The sequence below is a fragment of the Rhodopirellula sp. P2 genome (assembly GCF_028768465.1).
Taxonomy (GTDB): Bacteria; Planctomycetota; Planctomycetia; order Pirellulales; family Pirellulaceae; genus Rhodopirellula.
In genome coordinates this window covers 5,399,680-5,416,944 of sequence record NZ_CP118225.1, presented here as the reverse complement: position 1 = coordinate 5,416,944, position 17,265 = coordinate 5,399,680, and the positions used below count along the sequence as shown (strand labels likewise).

Genomic DNA, 17,265 nt, shown 5'->3' with positions numbered 1-17,265 from the left:
GCTGGTGGCCGAGGCGGCAGTGCGTTTGCGAACCAGGCCGTTATTCGGCGGTTTCGCCAACCGCACCTTGGTAGAATTCGACCAGGTCTTGACGCAGTTGCTTGAGGGACGGCTCATGGACGTACATCATGTGCCCACCTTCGTAATGCTTGATCGTCAAGTTCTTGCTGCGTTCCGGTGACAATCCCATGTGATCGATGGTGTACTCCATCGCGAAATGGGGCGTGGCAAGATCGTAGTAGCCACAGGCGACGAACAATTTGAAGGACGGGTTGGCTGTCATCGCTCGACGCAAGGTTTCTGACGCATCGACGTAGCGGCCTTCGAAGGGTTTGTAGCTCCACGGGTGCACGTTGCCGGTCAGAATCTCGTAGACGCGTCGGTCCTTGTACTTCAAATCACGATGCATGTAATCGTTCAAGCAAGCCGTGAAAGGGCCGAAGATCGCGGCGCCACTGGCATCGAATTCGGGCGTCTCGCCGGCTGAGTCACGGTCGATGTTTGTGTAACGACCGTCGAAACGGCCGACGGTCAACGCTTGATCGCGAAGCAACTCTTTGCCGAAACGTTGCATCGAAATCTTGAGGTTGGACGACAACACGTACTCTTCCGACAGGCCCGTCAGGCGTGCGAGTTCCTCGGCGACACGTTGACGTTCCTTCTTGCCGATGCTGGTACCTTTCAGCAAAGCAGGGGCGTATTGGCGGTACGCAAACTTCTCCGATTTTGCGACGACTTCCGCCAGTGGAAGCGATTGCAGTTCCTCGTCGAGTTGCTTGTGGTACCAAGCCGTCGCTGTGTAGGTCGGCAAAAAGCACACGTCTGGGACATCGTTGCTGGGCGAGAACCGCAGCGTTTGAAAATTGATGGCACCGGAGATCACGATGGCCCCGTTGAGTTCCATTTTGTAATGGTCTCGCAGGTAGCCGCTCAGCCCCGCGACGCGCAGTCCGCCGTAGCTTTCGCCGAGGATCAATTTCGGTGAGAGCCAGCGTTCGAACTGAGTGGTGTAGTCATGGATGAACTGGCCGACGCTGCGGACGTCTTCGTTGTAGCCATGGAAATCGCTCTTGCTGACGTCTTTTGCGGGACGGCTGTAACCGGTGCTGACGGGGTCGATGAACACCAGGTCGGTGATGTCGAGGAGGCTCTGGTGGTTTTCATCGAGGTGATACGGAGGACGCAGCACAGACGCATCGTCTGGGAAGCGGATGATCTTGGGGCCCAGCATCCCCAAGTGCAGCCAAACCGAAGAAGACCCCGGTCCGCCGTTGAAGCAGAACGTGATCGGACGCTTGGTAATGTCGTCGGTCTCACGGGTGTACGAGACGAAAAAGACTTCTGCTTTGGGATCCAGTTCGTCAGTTTGCATGACCAAACGACCCGCGGTGGCGGTGTAATCAATCGTCTCACCTGCCACGCTGAACGAGTGCTCGGTGGTGACAAATTGGTCCGTCAACTCGTCACTCGATTTCTCTTCCGCCGGGGTGCCCTTCGAGGGGGCTGCGTCGTCGCCGAACACATTGGTGCTCAATAACAACAGCATCCACAAGCTTGCAAAGCATTTCCAATTCATCGGGGCCATCTCTGTTGTGTCCATCGTGAAGCGTTCAATACGGGGTCCGCACTGGTTGCCAGTGTACTTTGCTGCGGATGCTTTGATTGGCGCAAAGATGAACTCTTGGGGGCTCGGCCGGCGCCGGGCAATCCGTGCCCAATATCGCTGGAGAATGGCGGATGAGTCGCCTCTCTCGGCGGGCGATCGGGTGTCGCAAACGAAGAGGAGCAGCCACGGAATCGAAACTCCACCTTGACGTGTAGAAATGAACCTGTACGTTGAGGTGAATGTTTAGCGGCGTGATGTTTGGCCGCTTCGTTTCGACTTCCTCATTCGGGAGAGCTGCCTTGCTCAGTGAAAACACCATTCGCATCGTCAAAGAGATCACGCCCGCCGTCGCCGCCAACGCGGAGACGATCACCCGGCGTTTTTATGAGCGAATGTTTGAAGTGAATCCGGAGGTCAAGGTTTTCTTCAACCAGTCGCACCAGCACACCGGTGGTCAGCAGAAGGCTTTGGCGGGTGCGATCTGTGCCTACTTCACTCACATCGACAACCCTGCGGTGTTGTTGCCCGCCGTGGAACTGATCGCTCAGAAGCACTGTTCGCTAGGAATTCAAGCCGAACACTATCCGATCGTGGGCGCGAATTTGTTGGCAGCGATCAAGGATGTGATGGGCGAAGGGGCGACGGAAGAAGTCCTGGGTGCGGTGGAGGAAGCGTATGGGTTCTTGGCTGACATCTTCATCGGTCGTGAAACCGAGATCTATCAGGATCAAGCCCAGATGCCCGGTGGATGGAACGGCACGCGAACGTTTGTGGTCTCGCGAAAGACGCCCGAAAGTGACTGTGTGACATCGTTCTATTTGACTCCCGAGGACGGAGGAGAATTGCCTGCTTTCAAACCGGGGCAATACATCACCGTCCACGTCGATCATCCGGTCACGCCCACCTCGCCTCGCAACTACAGTTTGTCCGACCATTGCCAAGAGCCTCATTATCGGATCAGCGTGAAGCGTGAGGGAGCACTGCAAGCCGATGCGCCAGGCGGTTTGATTTCGAACCATTTGCATGACCAGATGCAGGAGGGGGATTTGATCGAGGTTGGACCACCTTGTGGAGAATTCACGCTTGATCCAAGCGAGAAAGTGACGGAACCGGTGGTCTTCTTGGCCGGCGGGATCGGGGTGACCCCGCTGCTGTCGATGGCAAAGTCATTGCTGAAAGCTCAGCCCGAGGCGGAGGTCGTGTTCGTGCAGGCAGCTCGCAACAGTGCGTCACAGGCGTTCGCGGATGAGTTGCGAACGCTCGCGGAATCATCGCCAAGGTTGAAGTTGCGTACCATCTATGACAGTCCGCTGGCGGATGATTTGTCTTCCGGAAAGTGCGACGCCACCGGGCTGCTGACCAAAGAAACGATCTGCGACTGGGCGCCCGTGGAAACGGCTCGGTTCTTTTTCTGTGGCCCCAAGCCATTCATGCAAGTGGTTCATTCCACGTTGTCTGAACTGGGGGTCGCGGATCATCGGTTGCAGTATGAGTTCTTTGGTCCCAAGCAAGAATTGGTGCCTGCTTAGCCGGTCACGTCATGGGGCATGCTCTAAGCAGGTACGCAGGTGTCATCGGGTATGTGAGCCGTTGGCGTTAGCCACGGTTTTCACACGCAACCGGGGCTAACGCCCAAACGGCTCACATGGTTGTGCCCGATCATTCCAGCCGACCTGCCTAGGAACCACGTGTGTTGGTTGCGCGCGTGGTTCTTTCGTGTCCTTGCATCCGCATCGGAAGTCGACAAATGCTGTCGTCCTCACAATTGTAAATTGAAACCAACCGCTTGGTGCTGCGGTTCCGCTCGCCTACGCTTGGCGCATTCATAGCAAACGTTGTGTTTGTGTCTTTCCGGTGGTGTGCGTCGCATAGAGCGAGGGGTCGAGATGGGTTTGGTTCAAGAGTTTAAAGAGTTTGCACTCAAAGGCAGTGTCATCGATTTGGCGGTTGGGGTTGTGATCGGCGGTGCCTTTGGTGGCATCGTGAAGTCGCTGGTCGACAACATCATCATGCCACCGATCAATTTGTTGACAGCTCGCTCGGGAGTCAACTTCAAAGAGGCTGCCCTGACGATTGAAACCGAGTCGCCCAAGCTCGACGAGGCTGGAAAGATCATCGAAGGCGAAGGTGCCGGGATGCTGGTTCAGGACTATCCCATTTTGAACTACGGCCCATTCACTCAAACCATTTTTGAATTCCTGCTGATCGCCATCGCCTTGTTCGTAGCGATTAAGCTGATCAACGCTGCTCGGGCGCGGATGGAAGAAGAACCGGAAGAGGAAGAGGTCGCCAAGCCGAGCGAGGACATTCAACTGTTGCGAGAAATTCGCGACGCCCTTCAAAAAAGCTGAGGACACAATGAGTCACCGACGTTCGTTTGCATTTGTTTTTGCCGCCGCACTCACATGTCAATCGATCGGAGTGGGTGGCTTCGTCAGCGCCGCCGACGCCACGCTCGATGCAGAAGCATCGAGCGAAGTGGTGGAAGGGCAGTTTGTGTACAAGACGATCACAGACGATTCGTCAGGCAAGTCGACGGAGTTGTTCGTTGACTGGACGCGGCCGGCGGATTGGTCGGCAGAAGATTCTCGTCCCGCAGTCGTGTTCTTTCATGGCGGCGGTTGGACGGGCGGGAAACCGGGCCAGTTCGCTTCGCACAGCAAGGAACTGGCGGAACGCGGCATGGTTTGTTTTCGCGTGAAGTATCGGTTGCTGAACAAAAAGTCCAAGTTGCCACCGGACACTTGCGTCGAAGACGCTTCGGATGCGTTTCGCTACATCCGAGCCAACGCCAGCCAATTCGGGATCGATCCAGAGCGGATTGCGACCGGCGGCGGTTCAGCAGGAGGCCACTTGGCCGCCTACTTGGGCATGATGGATGACCAAGTCGTGGACGGAGTTTCTCGCAAACCAGCGGCGATGCTGTTGTTCAACCCCGTTTATGACAACGGGCCAGGCGGATGGGGCACCGCCAGAGTTGGCGATGCGTACTCGAAGTATTCACCTGCGCACAACATCACGAAGGACGATCCGCCGTCAATCGTGTTCCTGGGGACCAACGACAAGTTGATCCCGGTCGCGACCGGCGAGCGGTTCCGCGACGCCTGTCAAGAACAGGGCGTTCGCAGCGAGCTGCACCTTTACGAGGGCCAGCCACACGGATTCTTCAACGCGAAGAAGACCGATGGCGGCGGCAAAATCTACCGCGACACGATGGAAAAGACGGTCGCGTTTTTGAAAGCACTCAGCTGGATCGATTGAGCGAAGTCAGAGTCGAACAGTTGTCCTCAACTGTTCCGCTGGGCAGTCTTGATCCGCCAGGCCTCCTTGCGACCGTGTTCCCTTTCAACCGTTCGTGTCACGCTGCTCGACGACAATGAACTGGGCATGCAAACATTTGGGGACAAATGTTCTACTCTCGTTCAGCTTCGTTTTGAGAGCGGAGTCAGAGTCGAACCGTTGTCGTTATCTGTTTCGCCGGGCAGTCTTGATCCACCAGGCCTTCTTGCGACCGTGTTCCCTTTCAACCGTTCGTGTCACGCTGCTCGACGACAATGAACCGGGCATGCAAACATTTGGGGACAAATGTTCTACTCTCGTTCAGCTTCGTTTTGAGAGCGGAGTCAGAGTCGAACCGTTGTCGTTATCTGTTCCGCTGGGCAGTCTTGATCCACCAGGCCTTCTTGCGACCGTGTTCCCTTTCAACCGTTCGTGTCACGCTGCTCGACGACAATGAACTGGGCACGCAAACATTTGGGGCAAATGTTCGACTCTGCCAATGCTCACTCGGCGGAAGGCTTGGCGTCCGTCGCTTTCGGCTTGATCGCCTTCTCTTCTTTCTTCACGTCGGTCGCTTTGATTGGCTTGGGCATTTCCTTGCCTTCCGGAATGAACTTCATCGAGATGGAGTTCACGCAGTGGCGAGTGTTTTTAGCCGTCAAGCGTTCTCCGTGGAAAACATGGCCGAGGTGGCCGCCGCAGTTCGCACAGACAATTTCGATCCGGCGTCCATCGGCGTCTCGATTGCGTTTCACGGAACCTTCGATTTCATCATCGAAGCTGGGCCAGCCACAGTGGCTGACAAATTTGTCTTTGGCGTGATACAGCGGCGTGTTGCAGCGTTTGCAGATGTACGTGCCGGGATCTTTGGTCAACGTGTAGCCACCGTCTCCTGGTGGTTCGGTGCCCTTTTGCAGGATCACGTAGGCTTCGGCTTCGGTCAGCGGATTGAACGGGCTCGAATCCATGTTCAGCTCAAATCGGTTGGAGGGCATTTGGAAGGCAGATGTCTTGGCCGAGACAGCGGGCTTTTTGGCAGAGTCGTCTTGCTTGACCGTTTCAACCGCAACGTCATCGGGCTCGCCGGTCTTCGTCGTGGTGGAATCATCCGCGTTGATGGATGCCATCGGGCCACCACAGCCATTGGTCACGAAAAGCAAGACACCGGCAGCGGTGAGGGCGAAGCACTTTTTCCAAACAGGCTTTGAGAGCAGGGGCATCGTTCGGCCTTTGAGTCGAAAGAAGGTGGAGCGGAGGCAGGGTAGGGAGCTTGGAACCGTCCAGTCAATGAAAACCCGCGGGAAAACCAGCGGATCTATCCATGGAAGCAGCAAATTGCGAAAACGACGGCTGTACCTGCAATCTATTTTACCGAATCGTAGTACGTCGCAAACCGGAAAATGGATTTCAATTCTTCCGGACGAATTTCGGTTGATTGCGGAGCGGCGGAATCGAGCCTCTTGAGGTGCCGAGTTGGGGGCTCCGACGCCCCTGATCAAGCATTCTCGCCGATGAGAGGGCGGCGGATGACGGGCTTCCGGTGACGGGCGGTTGTTCCGATCGATTCCGATGCTGATCCACCAACAAGTGGCGGCTAGCGGTCAAACTGTTGTTGAGTCGAACGTTTCCGCGTCATGGCGAGCTTCCATCGCGCCGCTGTAGATCTCGTGAGCGACCAGGACGATCATCCCTACCAGGAGTGGCAAAATATAGTAGATCACTCGGAAGATCAAAACGGAGGCGAGCACGGGTTTTCCGACCGTGTCTTTGAGCAGCGTCCAGAGGATCAATTCCAACACGCCGAGGCCACCGGGGACCTGGGTGATCAGGGAAACGGTGATTCCGACCAGGTACGCAGCCAGGACGGTGGGAAACGGCACCACCGCGTCACCGGGCATCACCAGGTAAAGTGCGGTCGCGGAAATCGTCAGGTCGACAATCGCGACGGAGGCCTGAGCGGTGGCCAGTCCTAGGCTTGGCGGGCGCAGGTGCAGTTTGCCAATCGGCCACGGTTTTCGCCAAACCAGGCAGATGCCTGCATAAAAAACGGCGATCGAAAGCAGGATCGCTCCAAGCGTTCGGACCCCAAAGGGCAGGTCGAATTTGGCTGGCAGTTCGATCGGGTGCAGGACCAGAACGACACCGCCTAGCACGCAGACGCCCGACCAGAATGTCAGGGCCAGCACGCTCATCAGGGCCACAATTTGTCTGTGGGTGAGCCCCCAGCGATGATAGAAGCGGTACCGGATCGGGGCCGCCGCCAGCAGCGTGCCCAGGTTGTTTCCCAGGGCATACCCTAAAAAAGCGACCAGAGAGACTCGTCGCAGCGGCAGTGCTCGGCAGACATACCGAAGTGCCAAGATGTCGTAGCAGATCAGCAGGCCGTAGTTCAGCGCCACCAGGAAGGTGGCAATCACCAGGTAGGCGGTTGGGACGCCGGTCAAGCCAGCGACAAAGTCATCCCAGGAGACTTTATGAGCTTCGCCGATCAGCAGCCGCACGGCCAAGCCGAACAGCAACAGCGCCATCAACGGGCCGACAAGCTTGCGGGGATCGAATTTCACGCCGGGTGGCTCTTTGGGGGGGACGGCCGAAAGTCGCTAGTTCCAACTCGATTGGTTTTCGCGAGGTTCAACGTAACGGATGTCTTGCAAATCCAGGCCCTCCAGACGTTTTTCCAGTTCTTGAAGGTCAGCATCTTGCTGTTCTTGGGTTTTGTCGTTGTCGCGAGTCTCGTCGTCAAGCTTGCGTTGCTCGTCCGCGGACTTCTTTTGACGATCCTCCCCGGAATCAGCCGTGCTCTCGTTGTCGTACCGGGACCGGCCGCGAATGTGACGATCGGCCGCTTCGGGATCCGTTCGGGCTTCCAGGTCAGCGGCTCGGGCGCCAGCGGGATCAAACACGCTGCCAACGCGTCCGGTGTCGCGGAGCGTTCTCTCCCAGGCGCCGCCGTAGGCTGGGTAGGCGTCCAAGTCGCAATCGGCGCACAAGCGGCAGCCGATCGACGGGACCACCAGGGTGACCAGCAAGATCAGCGAAAAAGCGGCGGAGGCGATTCTTCGAGCGGACATGTGGGATCGGGAAGTGAAAGGGGGGAGATTGTGACAGGTGGGAAGGCGGGCGGCCAGAAACAATTGCGTTCGAGGCCCATTTCCCGGGGCTTGAACTCGACGATTGGCAAGCGATTTGCGAAAACGTCCAGGCACAAAGCCCTCCGCCATCCTCTATCGGAATTCCTCTGAGTTCGGGTGAGGTAATTTGGGGAGGTTTTGTCGATTATTTCGATTGGATGGAATTTTCCGTCCGAAAATTGGAAGTTCCGCTCAAGTTCGCTCTTCCGCGAGCCGGGGCAAAAATGTGACAAGAGCTTTCCCGGCGAGCAAGGAACGCTCTTTTCCGGTCTCTTCTTTTTGTTCCGCTTCACGCAGGATGCCAGTGATGCCTCAGTTAATTTTTTTGGCGACCGCCACCAGTGCGATTGGTTTGCCCTTGATTGCCTTGATCATGTTGATGGTCAGTAAATTGTCGGTTGGGGCTGCGGCGCGTCGTGCCGAGCGTCGCTTTTTGGCATTATTGGTTATCATGAGTGTGATCACTGCCCGCACCGTGACCACTAGCGAACCCACTTGGTTGATCCACACGGTCACCTTGGCGGTCATGATTGTTGGATCCCTTTGGATTCCCGGGCAGCATCCACCCCGGACCTCGTCCTCACCTGAGCAAACCTCCTTAGCCGGTTCATGAACTCGATCACCGAATTGCCGTCCAACGCCATTGCCACCGTCCGAGTCATTCCCGGTGGCCCCGTTCGCGGTTCAATTCGACCTCCTGGTAGCAAAAGCCTGACCAATCGAGCCCTGTTGATGGCGGCGTTTGGCAGCGGGACCAGCCAGCTCAGCGGCGCGTTGGTCAGCGAAGACACGCACGTGATGACCGACTCGCTCCGCAAAATTGGGGTGGAGATTGAATCACTCGATGCGGGGCGAACCCTCGTCGTCACCGGCATCGATGCGGCTCCCGAATCCGCGGTGCCGTCTGAACTGTTCATTGCCAACAGCGGAACCACCATCCGATTCTTGACCGCCGCCCTCTCGGCTCTCGGCGGCAACTACATTTTGTCGGGCGTCCCGCGGATGCACGAGCGTCCCATCGGTGACTTGATCGACGCACTTTCGCCAGTCGTGAATGGCCGCATCGAAGCGGTCTCAGAAGGCGGGTGCCCCCCCGTTCATATCCTGACCGCTGGTTGGGATAAGCACGAGCTGCAGGTGGGGGGCAGTGTCAGCAGCCAGTATCTCAGTGGTTTGATGATGGCGGCTCCGCTGGCCAGTCGTCAGTCTGGGCAGCCCGTGACGATCCGAGTCGTTGGCGAGTTGGTCTCCCGTCCCTACGTGGAGATGACCGCCGACGCGATGCAGGTTTTCGGTGCGGAGGTGGAATTGCAGTGGCCAACATCCGCCGAGGGGGATGTGCTGGTTCAGATCCGTGGCGAGTACGACTCGATCGGATGGGACATCGAACCGGATGCTTCAGCAGCCAGTTATTTCTGGGCAGCGGCGGCAATTTCGGGCGGCGATGTCACGGTGAAGGGGCTCAGTCGAGCAGCGACCCAAGGGGACGTGTCCTTCGTGGATGTCCTGGAAATGATGGGGTGCCAGATCGAAGAAAGGGACGATTCCATTCGCGTCATCGCGACGGAATTGCCCGGCGGAAAGCCCCGTGGCGTCGACGTGGACATGAACGCCATCAGCGACACCGTGCAAACCCTGGCGATGGTCGCGCTGTTTGCCAGCTCGCCAACCCGTGTCCGTGGCGTGGCTCACAATCGTTTCAAAGAGACGGATCGGATCGGCGATTTGGCCTGCGAACTTCGCAAGCTGGGGGCGACGATCCAAGAGCACGAAGACGGGATGACCATTCATCCGCTGAGCGATCCTGTGGTCAGTGAGGCCAATCCCGTGCGGCTGAACACCTACCATGATCACCGGATGGCGATGAGCTTTTCGTTGGCTGGACTGCGGTTGGGCGGCATTGAAATCGAGAACCCTGCCTGCACTGGAAAGACCTATCCCAATTACTGGGCGGATCTGGAGCAGTTGATCGGTCGGGCTCACCACTGGACCGCGGAATAGTTGCGGGGGAACGAGGATGGCTCTCTTAGTGACCTGCGACACCGGTGGCGACCGGATCCCAGAATCACTGCGCGAGCTGCTTGCTCACGCGGGGTGGCCGGGGGATCTTCCTGGCACGGCATCGGTTCTCAGTGACGAGGACCAGTCCCGATTGTCTCCGCCGCTGATTGACCGTGACGCTGGCTTTGCCTCGCGGATGATCGCCGAACATGCCGGGTGTGATTTGATAGCAAATCCGTGTCGGGCGGACTTGGTCGATGTGGGGCGATCTGTCCATCACCGCCATCTCTTTGGGCCGTCGATCCGAAAGTTGTCGGCGCAGGTTCGCAAAGCGATTTTGGCGGAGGTCCGCACGCCCTATCGAGATGCGGTGCGGCGGCAGATCAGCGAGATGTTGCTGCAGCAGCCCTACGTCGTGCATTTGTCCGTTCGCACGTTCGCAGCGCGGGCGACCTCCGGCCAGTGGCAGCGAGGTGATGTTGGTTTGCTGTACGATCCTGGTCGCCGTGACGAGCTGGATTGGTGCCTGGACCTGTCCGACGAGCTGTATTTCGCGATGCCTGATTTGCGTGTCCGCCGCAATCATCCGGGCCGCGGCACGAATGATTCGTTGACCAAGGCGATGCGAAAGCATTTCCACGACGTGCACTATCTGGGCGTGGAGCTTGTTCTGAACCGGGCCTGGGCGGCTCGCCCGGTTCGGCGCCGCGGGGAGGTGTTGCGATCATTGGCGAGAGCGATCCGTGATGTGACCCCCGAGGCCACTCAGCGAGCGGCGTGATCCCATCCGCCACCGAACGCCAGCTTGTTGACGTCGGTTTGTTCCGGTCGTTGAAGCTATTCGCTCGTGACCTTTTCGTTTGCAGCGGTCGTTCGTCGCCCAAGAAATTCTTGCGGGCAGGGCGACTTTCGCTGCCGATCAACTCGATAGGCATCCGCATGAAGCGATCGACGGTGCCCCTTCATGGACGAAGCTGGACTGTTCTTTTCCCCCAGCCTTCGAGTCCTTCTCATGCGAAATCTCACCCTCGGCACGATCATTGTTGTCGGTGGCTTGCTCGCCGCGATTCCATTTCGTCGCGACGCGGTGCACCCCGAATCTTCCGATCCCAATGCGTTGGCCACCGGGCCGACGTCGGCTCCGTTCGCGATCGCCACTTCCGATCCGCTGACCCCACCTTGGGATTCGGGAACCACTGGGGCCGGGCAGGCAGCGTCCTTTTCGGCACAAACGCATTCCACAGGCTGGCCGAATCATCGAGCCCCTGATCCACCCAGCCAGGGTTATGCGGCTCCGTCACGCGCCGACGATTTCGTTTCGACAGGTCCGGGGGCCATTCCGACCGAGCAGGCCGCTCGTTCCCGTCGTGATTCGCGTTTGCCGCTGACGTATGACGATTTGGCCGTGCCGCTCAGTAGCCCTCACTTCCCTGACGAGCGGTACAACGCCCTGGCGGGATCGCCATCCAATCCCCTGCCTCGGCAGCGGTCGATGCCTCCGATTGGCAAGGCGGAAGCCCGGGTGCAGGGTTCTGTGTCTTCGGGCTCTGTGTCTTCGGGCTCTGTGTCTTCGGGCTCTGTGTCTTCGGGGCCGTTGTCATCGGGCGGTGGGCAGATCGCGGCGCGACCTACCACGTCTGCCTCCGCGAATTTGGCATCCAATCCTGACCTGCGTGAAGAGTCGACGCCGGCGCAGTTGGCCAGTTCGGTGCCTGGTTCTCAGTTGCGACCCGATGCACGGCAGCAAGTCCTTCGTCCGCCGACGGTGGATTTGCAACGTCAGCCTCCGCCGCAGGAGTCGACTCGTTCACGTTCGTTCCGGATCCCGGAAGTCGAAATGCCTGCGATGCCTGCCGCCCCCAGTGTGATGGAACGCCAACGCCACTGGATTCGGCAACCGGAGTGAATGGGACGTCCAGGGCCAGGGGCGTGGATCGCTGCAACGATCCCCGCGATCAATCCCGGCCCGCCATCCCCGTCGGAGCTTCCAGTCCTGAGTTTGCACTTCTCGTGGTTGGGCCGGGGCCGACTTCATCGTCGCCAGGGGCATCGCCCCTGGGATGAATTGCAGAACGAATGAGCCATCGCTCTCTGCCGTCCGCAGCCATTACAGCTCGGGAGGTTCGCGAGCGGATCGTGCAAACCCTGGTTGGTGCTGCGGGCTGACATGCCGCTTTTCGCATTTCTCGGGGCCCCGACGCTTTGTCATCTGCCCAATTTCACACGAAACTCGTGGAGGCAGAAACAGGCTGAGCAAGTCAAGCCCGGTTTCTTATGAAACCAGTCTTGTTTCGCGAGCTTTGTTTCACCTAGTTTCCCGCTTGTCCAAGGTGTTCCTTGGTGGTCGGCAAACGGACTTGCCGGCAATGTGATTCATCTCTTTCGGATGCATGGAACGTGGCCAAGATCTTGTCAATCGTGAACCAGAAAGGAGGCGTCGGGAAGACCACCACTTCGGTCAACCTCTCCGCCGCCCTGGCCATGTCTGGCAAGAAAACCTTGTTGGTCGACATCGACCCGCAGTGCAACGCCACGTCTGCTTTGGGCCATTCGCCTGCTGCACATCATGGGTTGACGGGAACCGAATCGCTGCCCGATTCGATCGTCGAAACCGAAGTGCCGCATTTAGGCTTGTTGCCCGGCAGCCGTTCTTTCCATGACGCGGATGTGCTTGCAGAAACCGGCGATCGTTCGACCGCTCGGGTTCGCAAGCATCTCGATAGCGTGATGAGCGAGTACGAATACATCTTGATCGATTGCCCGCCCAGTGCGGGTGCCATGACGGAAACGGCGCTGACCGCCAGCACCGAAGTCTTGATTCCGATTCAGTGCGAGTACTTCGCGATGGTCGGCGTCACGCAGCTGATTGGAACGATCAAGAAGGTCATTACCGCCACCGATGGTCGGCTGACGTTCGGCGGGATCTTGCTGACGATGTACGACGAATCGCTTGAACTGACTCGAGAAGTTGACGAAGAGGTCCGTGACTTCTTTGGCGACATTGTTTTTGAAAGTGTCGTGCCCCGGGATGTCGCACTGTGCGAAGCCCCTAGTCACGGCCAAACCGTTTTCCAGTACGCCCCGCGAAGTCGCGGCGCGTTCGCTTATACCCAACTGTGCATGGAGGTACTGCAACGTGACTAACGCGACAACCAATCGAACCAACCCCGGCAAAGCACCCGCTGGCAAAGACCGCCGCCTCGGAAAAGGATTGGCTGCTTTGTTGGGTGAGCCGATGGACGACATCGTGCCACCGGGCGAAACCAACGATGCGCCCAAGCCAGGCATCCAGTCGCTCGAGTTGCCGATCGACTCGGTCGAAGCCAACCCGTTCCAGCCGCGTCGCGAATTCAATCCCGACGAGATTGCTTCGCTGGCCGAATCGATCAAGAACCACCAGCAGTTGCAACCCATCTTGGTTCGGATCGTGGACGGTCGCTACCAGCTGATCAGCGGTGAGCGACGCTTGCGTGCGACCATTCACGCGGGTTTGAAAACCATCCGCGCCGAAGTTCGGGAAGCCGACGACCGTTTGGTCGCTGAGCTCGCCATCATCGAGAACTTGCAACGCAAGGACTTGAACGCGATCGAAAAAGCGATGTCGTTCAAACGCTACATCGATGAGCACAAATGCAAACAGGACGACCTGGCTCGCCGATTGAGCATCGACCGGAGCACGATCGCCAACTTGATGCGTTTGCTGGAACTGCCTCAGCCAATCGTCGAGATGGTGACCAGCGGCGAGTTGACCGCGGGGCACGCTCGAGCGTTGCTGCCGATCGGTGAAGTTGAAGTGCAAGTGGTCACGGCCAAGAAGATCCTGGAAGAAGGATGGAGCGTTCGCAAAACCGAGACCGGTGTGGCGGAACTGCTTCGTGCCGAAGAGGACTGCGAAACGGGTCTCAAGGTCACCAACGTCTCACGCCAAAAACGCAAGCCTGTTCCTCCGCACATCGAAGCGATGCAGCAAGAGATGCGAATGGTGTTCGGCACCAAGGTCGAGATCAAAGCCTCGGCTCGCAGTCGCGGCAAGATCACGATTCACTTCAGTGACGCGGAAGAGTTCGAACGCATTCGCGGTCTGCTGGGCGCCGTCAACCGACCTCAGCTTCGCGTGGCGGGCTGATGAGAGCTGGCTGAACGGGCTTGCTCAGCGAGCTGGTTAGCAATTCGAGATTCACCTGGCCGGCGTGGTGTTGCAGATTCAATCTGCCATCACGTCGGTTTTTTTATGCGCCCATCGAGTTCTGGTTTGGGGTGGACGTCGAGGTTCCGTCGGTTGGGCCCTTCGCCTGGGCTGCGAAACGATTGGTGTTGACGCTCTGATCGCGGATGCCATTTTTCTTCCCAGCAAGCACCGGCAAAACAATCAGTCTCCCTTCTCCACCGCGCGTCGCGGGGGAGCGGGGTCGGGTGTGAGGGAGCTATCCGGACGGGGGCTTCGTGCTTTTTTTAGTGTTCGTTTGCCCCTCACCCTCAAGCCCGTCTCTCCGATGCGGGGCGCGGGGAGCCAGGACAAATGGAAGAAGAACTTGGCGGCCGTGGCGTGGGCATGTGCTCCCCCGAGCGGTCGCTCCGTCCAGGCAAAGTTATCGGGCCTGGATGGCTGAATTCTGGGTATGCCGAGCTGAATTCGGCTCTTGGGCCTACGTTCGCCGTAGCCCGGCGTCTAAAATGAGGTGCGCGAATTTCGGCAAGTGTGGCCAGCTCATTCGCGGATGTTCGCCCTCTTCGGACGTGTTGATGTCCAGCCTGATTGAAACGATTGAAGTTGATGCCGCTTTGTCCAAGCGTTTGGCGGAGATGCCTGCCGATTCGCAGACGCTCACGCTGTCGTTGGACGCGATCGCCAAGGGAGGGGCGTCTGCGGGTGTGTTGCAGCATCCCAGTTGGGCTCACGCTCCGCACATCGCGATGCCCCGATTGACCGCCGAAGGTGATGCCGACGCAGCGGACTTGGCTCAAACGATCGAGGCCACAGGTTCGGTCGATGGTGACGCCAGCGATGGGGGGCCCGCGCCAACCGGAAATCTGCTGATGGGTGCTAGCGAGTCAGCGGCCGGCGATCTCAAGCATCAGCCCGCGACCTCGGACTGTGAAGGGTTCCTGCCGCCGCGACGCGTTGCGATGTTGAGTTCCGATCCGACCAAGGCGGATTGTGCATCCATGAAGGATGTCGAGTATCGGTTGGTGGGAACACTGGGAAGTGGTGGGACGGGGATCGTCTATCAAGCCCACCAGCGCGCGATCGATCGTGAGGTTGCCATCAAAGTCTTGCGGCGGGAGCTGGCAACGGATGCGTCCTCGCGGGGACGCTTCTTGGCCGAGGCCCGCGTGATTGGTGCTTTGGACCATCCCAACGTGATCGCGCTGCATGATCTGTGCATTGATGATGAAGGCCAGCTCTTCTACTCAATGAAGCGGGTCGATGGCGCGAGTTGGGACCAGCAGATCGACACGCTTTCTTTGGAGAAAAACCTCAATATTTTGCTGCGAGTTGCCGATGCTATTCGTTACGCGCATTCGCGAGGCCTCGTTCATCGCGATTTGAAACCCGAGAACGTGATGCTGGGACGCTTCGGCGAAGTCCTGGTGGCGGACTGGGGATTGGCCCTCAGCAAGAGTTCGTTGACGCCAACGGCCGCGGTTCCCAGCACCGATTCGCACCACGCGATTGGGGGAACGCCAGCCTACATGGCTCCGGAACTGGCAGCCGGTGATCTGTTTGGCATCACCTATGCCACCGACATTTATTTGCTGGGGGCGATCTTGTTTCGAGTGGTGGCGGGTTTCCCGCCGCACCATGGCAAGAGTTTGCTGGCCTGCATTCGGGCTGCGGCGAACAACCAAATCGAGCCCATCCCTGAACACCTCGGTGACACCGAGGTGGAATTGATTCAAATCGCGCTGAAGGCGATGGCGACCGATCCGCTGGACCGGTTCACTTCCGTAGAAGAATTGATCGAGGCGATTGAAGGTCACCGCTCTCACGAGGCCAGTGATCGTTTGGTTCGTCGTGCGAAACGGCGTCTGGCCGAGATCGGTGAATTGGGGTCTCCCGAGGAAGCTTGCAAGGACAGCGTTCCGTCTGGTTTGCGAGCGGACCGGTACGAGCGTTTCGCGGCCGTCGATGCTCTGCTTCGCGAAGCCATTGAAATCTGGCCCGACAATCGTCGCGCGATCGACACGCTGCGTAGCACCCAGTTGGAATTCGCCCGAACCGCCACCGCCCAAGGCGACCTGGATTTGGCGCTGGTGCTGTATGAATCGGCCGGGCAATCCGACAGCGAAGCGGCGGCGCGAGTTCGCAAGCAACGCGACCGTCGTGAGCGAGTGCGTGAAAGCCAAGCCAAATACTCGACCTTGTTCACTCATTCGCCCGACGCGGGGATGTTGATCCGCTGGTCAGATGGCGTTGTGCTGGAAGCCAACACGGCGTGCTTGGAATTGCTGGGCTATGCCAAGGAAGAACTTGTTGGCCAAAAGATGACGTCGTTGTCGATCTGGGCCTGCCCCCAGAAACGCGAAACGTTCATCGAGCAACTCGCTCGCGAAGGGCAAATCGACAACTTTGAAACGCAGTTTTTGCACAAGCAAAGTCAGTTGGAAGAACCCCATTGTGATGACAAGACGGGCCAGACGCAGGTGCCGGGCGTGATCGATGTCCTGATCAGTTCGCGAACCGTTCAGTTGGGCGGCGAAGAAATGCTGTTGTCGACCGTCCGGGATATCTCGGCCCGCAAGACGGCGGAACGCGAATTGGAATATTCTCGGCGACGTCTGCGAGACCTTCAGCGGTTGGCGGGGTTGGGTAGTTGGTCGTTCGCTTTGCAATCCCAAGCGATTCGTTGGTCCGAAGAAGCGTTCCGAGTGACCGGACGAGACGTCAGTCGTGGGGCTCCGGATTACAACGACTTCATCGCCTCGATTCACCCGGACGACCGTGAGAAAATCCAGGTTGCCATTGAACGTAGCCTGACTCAGGGGACCTCGTACCAATTGAAGTTCCGGTATCGTGATGACCAAGGCAAGTATCGAAAGTTGTTCACACGTGGGAATCCGGTGTTTGATGCGGATGACAACGTGATCGAAATTTATGGCATCTTGCAGCACGCCGCTGCCGGTGGTGGCTGAGTGATGAAGGGGGCGTTTGTTGTGGTGGCCCCAGTGAAGCACGCTCCCCGGTAGCGTTTGGATGGATGGAGACCCGCTCAGAGCATTTTTGTCACCGCCCTGCCCTGTGCTCCC

14 protein-coding genes are annotated in these 17,265 nt (G+C 58.3%); 9 read left to right on the top strand and 5 right to left on the bottom strand.

The genetic code is table 11. From position 1 onward, the window contains the following. Window positions 1-40: 40 nt before the first annotated feature. Complete coding sequence (locus tag PSR62_RS19130; protein ID WP_274404611.1) at window positions 41-1,576, bottom strand: S10 family peptidase; 1,536 nt, start codon at window positions 1,574-1,576, stop codon at window positions 41-43. A 329-nt stretch (window positions 1,577-1,905) separates the two neighbouring features. Here PSR62_RS19130 and hmpA point away from each other — a divergent pair, with 329 nt between their 5' ends. From hmpA to PSR62_RS19115, 3 genes are all read left to right on the top strand, one after another. Beyond that, window positions 1,906-3,135 (top strand): NO-inducible flavohemoprotein, encoded by a 1,230-nt coding sequence (gene hmpA, locus PSR62_RS19125; RefSeq protein ID WP_274404610.1) that lies wholly within the window; start codon window positions 1,906-1,908, stop codon window positions 3,133-3,135. A 357-nt stretch (window positions 3,136-3,492) separates the two neighbouring features. Then, a complete protein-coding gene (gene mscL / locus PSR62_RS19120; protein ID WP_274404609.1) occupies window positions 3,493-3,957 on the top strand; it encodes a large conductance mechanosensitive channel protein MscL in 465 nt (154 codons plus the stop codon). A 7-nt stretch (window positions 3,958-3,964) separates the two neighbouring features. Beyond that, the gene (locus PSR62_RS19115) at window positions 3,965-4,867 is read left to right on the top strand and encodes an alpha/beta hydrolase (RefSeq protein ID WP_274404608.1); all 903 of its coding nucleotides are present in this window, start codon (window positions 3,965-3,967) and stop codon (window positions 4,865-4,867) included. A 521-nt stretch (window positions 4,868-5,388) separates the two neighbouring features. Here the strand turns inward: PSR62_RS19115 and PSR62_RS19110 are convergent. The 4 genes from PSR62_RS19110 to PSR62_RS19095 form a co-directional block, all read right to left on the bottom strand. Further along, complete coding sequence (locus PSR62_RS19110; RefSeq protein WP_274404607.1) at window positions 5,389-6,105, bottom strand: methionine-R-sulfoxide reductase; 717 nt, start codon at window positions 6,103-6,105, stop codon at window positions 5,389-5,391. A gap of 381 nt (window positions 6,106-6,486) precedes the next feature. After that, window positions 6,487-7,449: a UPF0104 family protein gene (locus PSR62_RS19105; protein WP_274404606.1), complete on the bottom strand. Its 963-nt coding sequence runs from the start codon at window positions 7,447-7,449 to the stop codon at window positions 6,487-6,489. A 36-nt stretch (window positions 7,450-7,485) separates the two neighbouring features. Next, the gene (locus PSR62_RS19100) at window positions 7,486-7,956 is read right to left on the bottom strand and encodes a hypothetical protein (RefSeq protein ID WP_274404605.1); all 471 of its coding nucleotides are present in this window, start codon (window positions 7,954-7,956) and stop codon (window positions 7,486-7,488) included. A 372-nt stretch (window positions 7,957-8,328) separates the two neighbouring features. Continuing rightward, window positions 8,329-8,544, bottom strand: coding sequence for a hypothetical protein (locus tag PSR62_RS19095; RefSeq protein ID WP_274404604.1), 216 nt, complete (start codon window positions 8,542-8,544; stop codon window positions 8,329-8,331). 81 nt (window positions 8,545-8,625) lie between these two features. Here PSR62_RS19095 and aroA point away from each other — a divergent pair, with 81 nt between their 5' ends. The 6 genes from aroA to PSR62_RS19065 all read left to right on the top strand — a co-directional run bounded on the left by aroA (window position 8,626) and on the right by PSR62_RS19065 (window position 17,151). After that, window positions 8,626-10,017 carry a 3-phosphoshikimate 1-carboxyvinyltransferase gene (aroA, locus tag PSR62_RS19090; RefSeq protein WP_274404603.1) on the top strand — a complete coding sequence of 464 codons (1,392 nt, stop codon included), beginning with the start codon at window positions 8,626-8,628 and terminating at the stop codon, window positions 10,015-10,017. Window positions 10,018-10,033: 16 nt separating this feature from the next. Beyond that, window positions 10,034-10,798, top strand: a complete 765-nt coding sequence (locus tag PSR62_RS19085) for an N-formylglutamate amidohydrolase (RefSeq protein WP_274404601.1) — start codon at window positions 10,034-10,036, stop codon at window positions 10,796-10,798. A 231-nt stretch (window positions 10,799-11,029) separates the two neighbouring features. After that, window positions 11,030-11,923, top strand: a complete 894-nt coding sequence (locus tag PSR62_RS19080) for a hypothetical protein (RefSeq protein WP_274404600.1) — start codon at window positions 11,030-11,032, stop codon at window positions 11,921-11,923. Window positions 11,924-12,435: 512 nt separating this feature from the next. Then, window positions 12,436-13,161 (top strand): ParA family protein, encoded by a 726-nt coding sequence (locus PSR62_RS19075; protein ID WP_443217298.1) that lies wholly within the window; start codon window positions 12,436-12,438, stop codon window positions 13,159-13,161. Next, complete coding sequence (locus tag PSR62_RS19070; protein WP_274404598.1) at window positions 13,154-14,143, top strand: ParB/RepB/Spo0J family partition protein; 990 nt, start codon at window positions 13,154-13,156, stop codon at window positions 14,141-14,143. The genes PSR62_RS19075 and PSR62_RS19070 overlap by 8 nt, the downstream gene beginning before the upstream one ends. A 617-nt stretch (window positions 14,144-14,760) precedes the next feature. Further along, entirely contained in the window at window positions 14,761-17,151 is a 2,391-nt protein-coding gene (locus PSR62_RS19065; protein ID WP_274404597.1) for a protein kinase domain-containing protein, read from the top strand. Window positions 17,152-17,265: the final 114 nt, after the last annotated feature.

Excerpts from the sequence above, each read along its gene's own strand:
- PSR62_RS19130 (WP_274404611.1), bottom strand. The coding sequence starts at position 1,576 with ATGAATTGGAAATGCTTTGCAAGCTTGTGGATGCTGTTGTTATTGAGC.
- mscL (WP_274404609.1), top strand. The coding sequence starts at position 3,493 with ATGGGTTTGGTTCAAGAGTTTAAAGAGTTTGCACTCAAAGGCAGTGTC.
- PSR62_RS19115 (WP_274404608.1), top strand. The coding sequence starts at position 3,965 with ATGAGTCACCGACGTTCGTTTGCATTTGTTTTTGCCGCCGCACTCACA.
- PSR62_RS19110 (WP_274404607.1), bottom strand. The coding sequence starts at position 6,105 with ATGCCCCTGCTCTCAAAGCCTGTTTGGAAAAAGTGCTTCGCCCTCACC.
- PSR62_RS19100 (WP_274404605.1), bottom strand. The coding sequence starts at position 7,956 with ATGTCCGCTCGAAGAATCGCCTCCGCCGCTTTTTCGCTGATCTTGCTG.
- PSR62_RS19095 (WP_274404604.1), bottom strand. The coding sequence starts at position 8,544 with ATGACCGCCAAGGTGACCGTGTGGATCAACCAAGTGGGTTCGCTAGTG.
- aroA (WP_274404603.1), top strand. The coding sequence starts at position 8,626 with ATGAACTCGATCACCGAATTGCCGTCCAACGCCATTGCCACCGTCCGA.
- PSR62_RS19085 (WP_274404601.1), top strand. The coding sequence starts at position 10,034 with ATGGCTCTCTTAGTGACCTGCGACACCGGTGGCGACCGGATCCCAGAA.
- PSR62_RS19080 (WP_274404600.1), top strand. The coding sequence starts at position 11,030 with ATGCGAAATCTCACCCTCGGCACGATCATTGTTGTCGGTGGCTTGCTC.
- PSR62_RS19065 (WP_274404597.1), top strand. The coding sequence starts at position 14,761 with ATGTCCAGCCTGATTGAAACGATTGAAGTTGATGCCGCTTTGTCCAAG.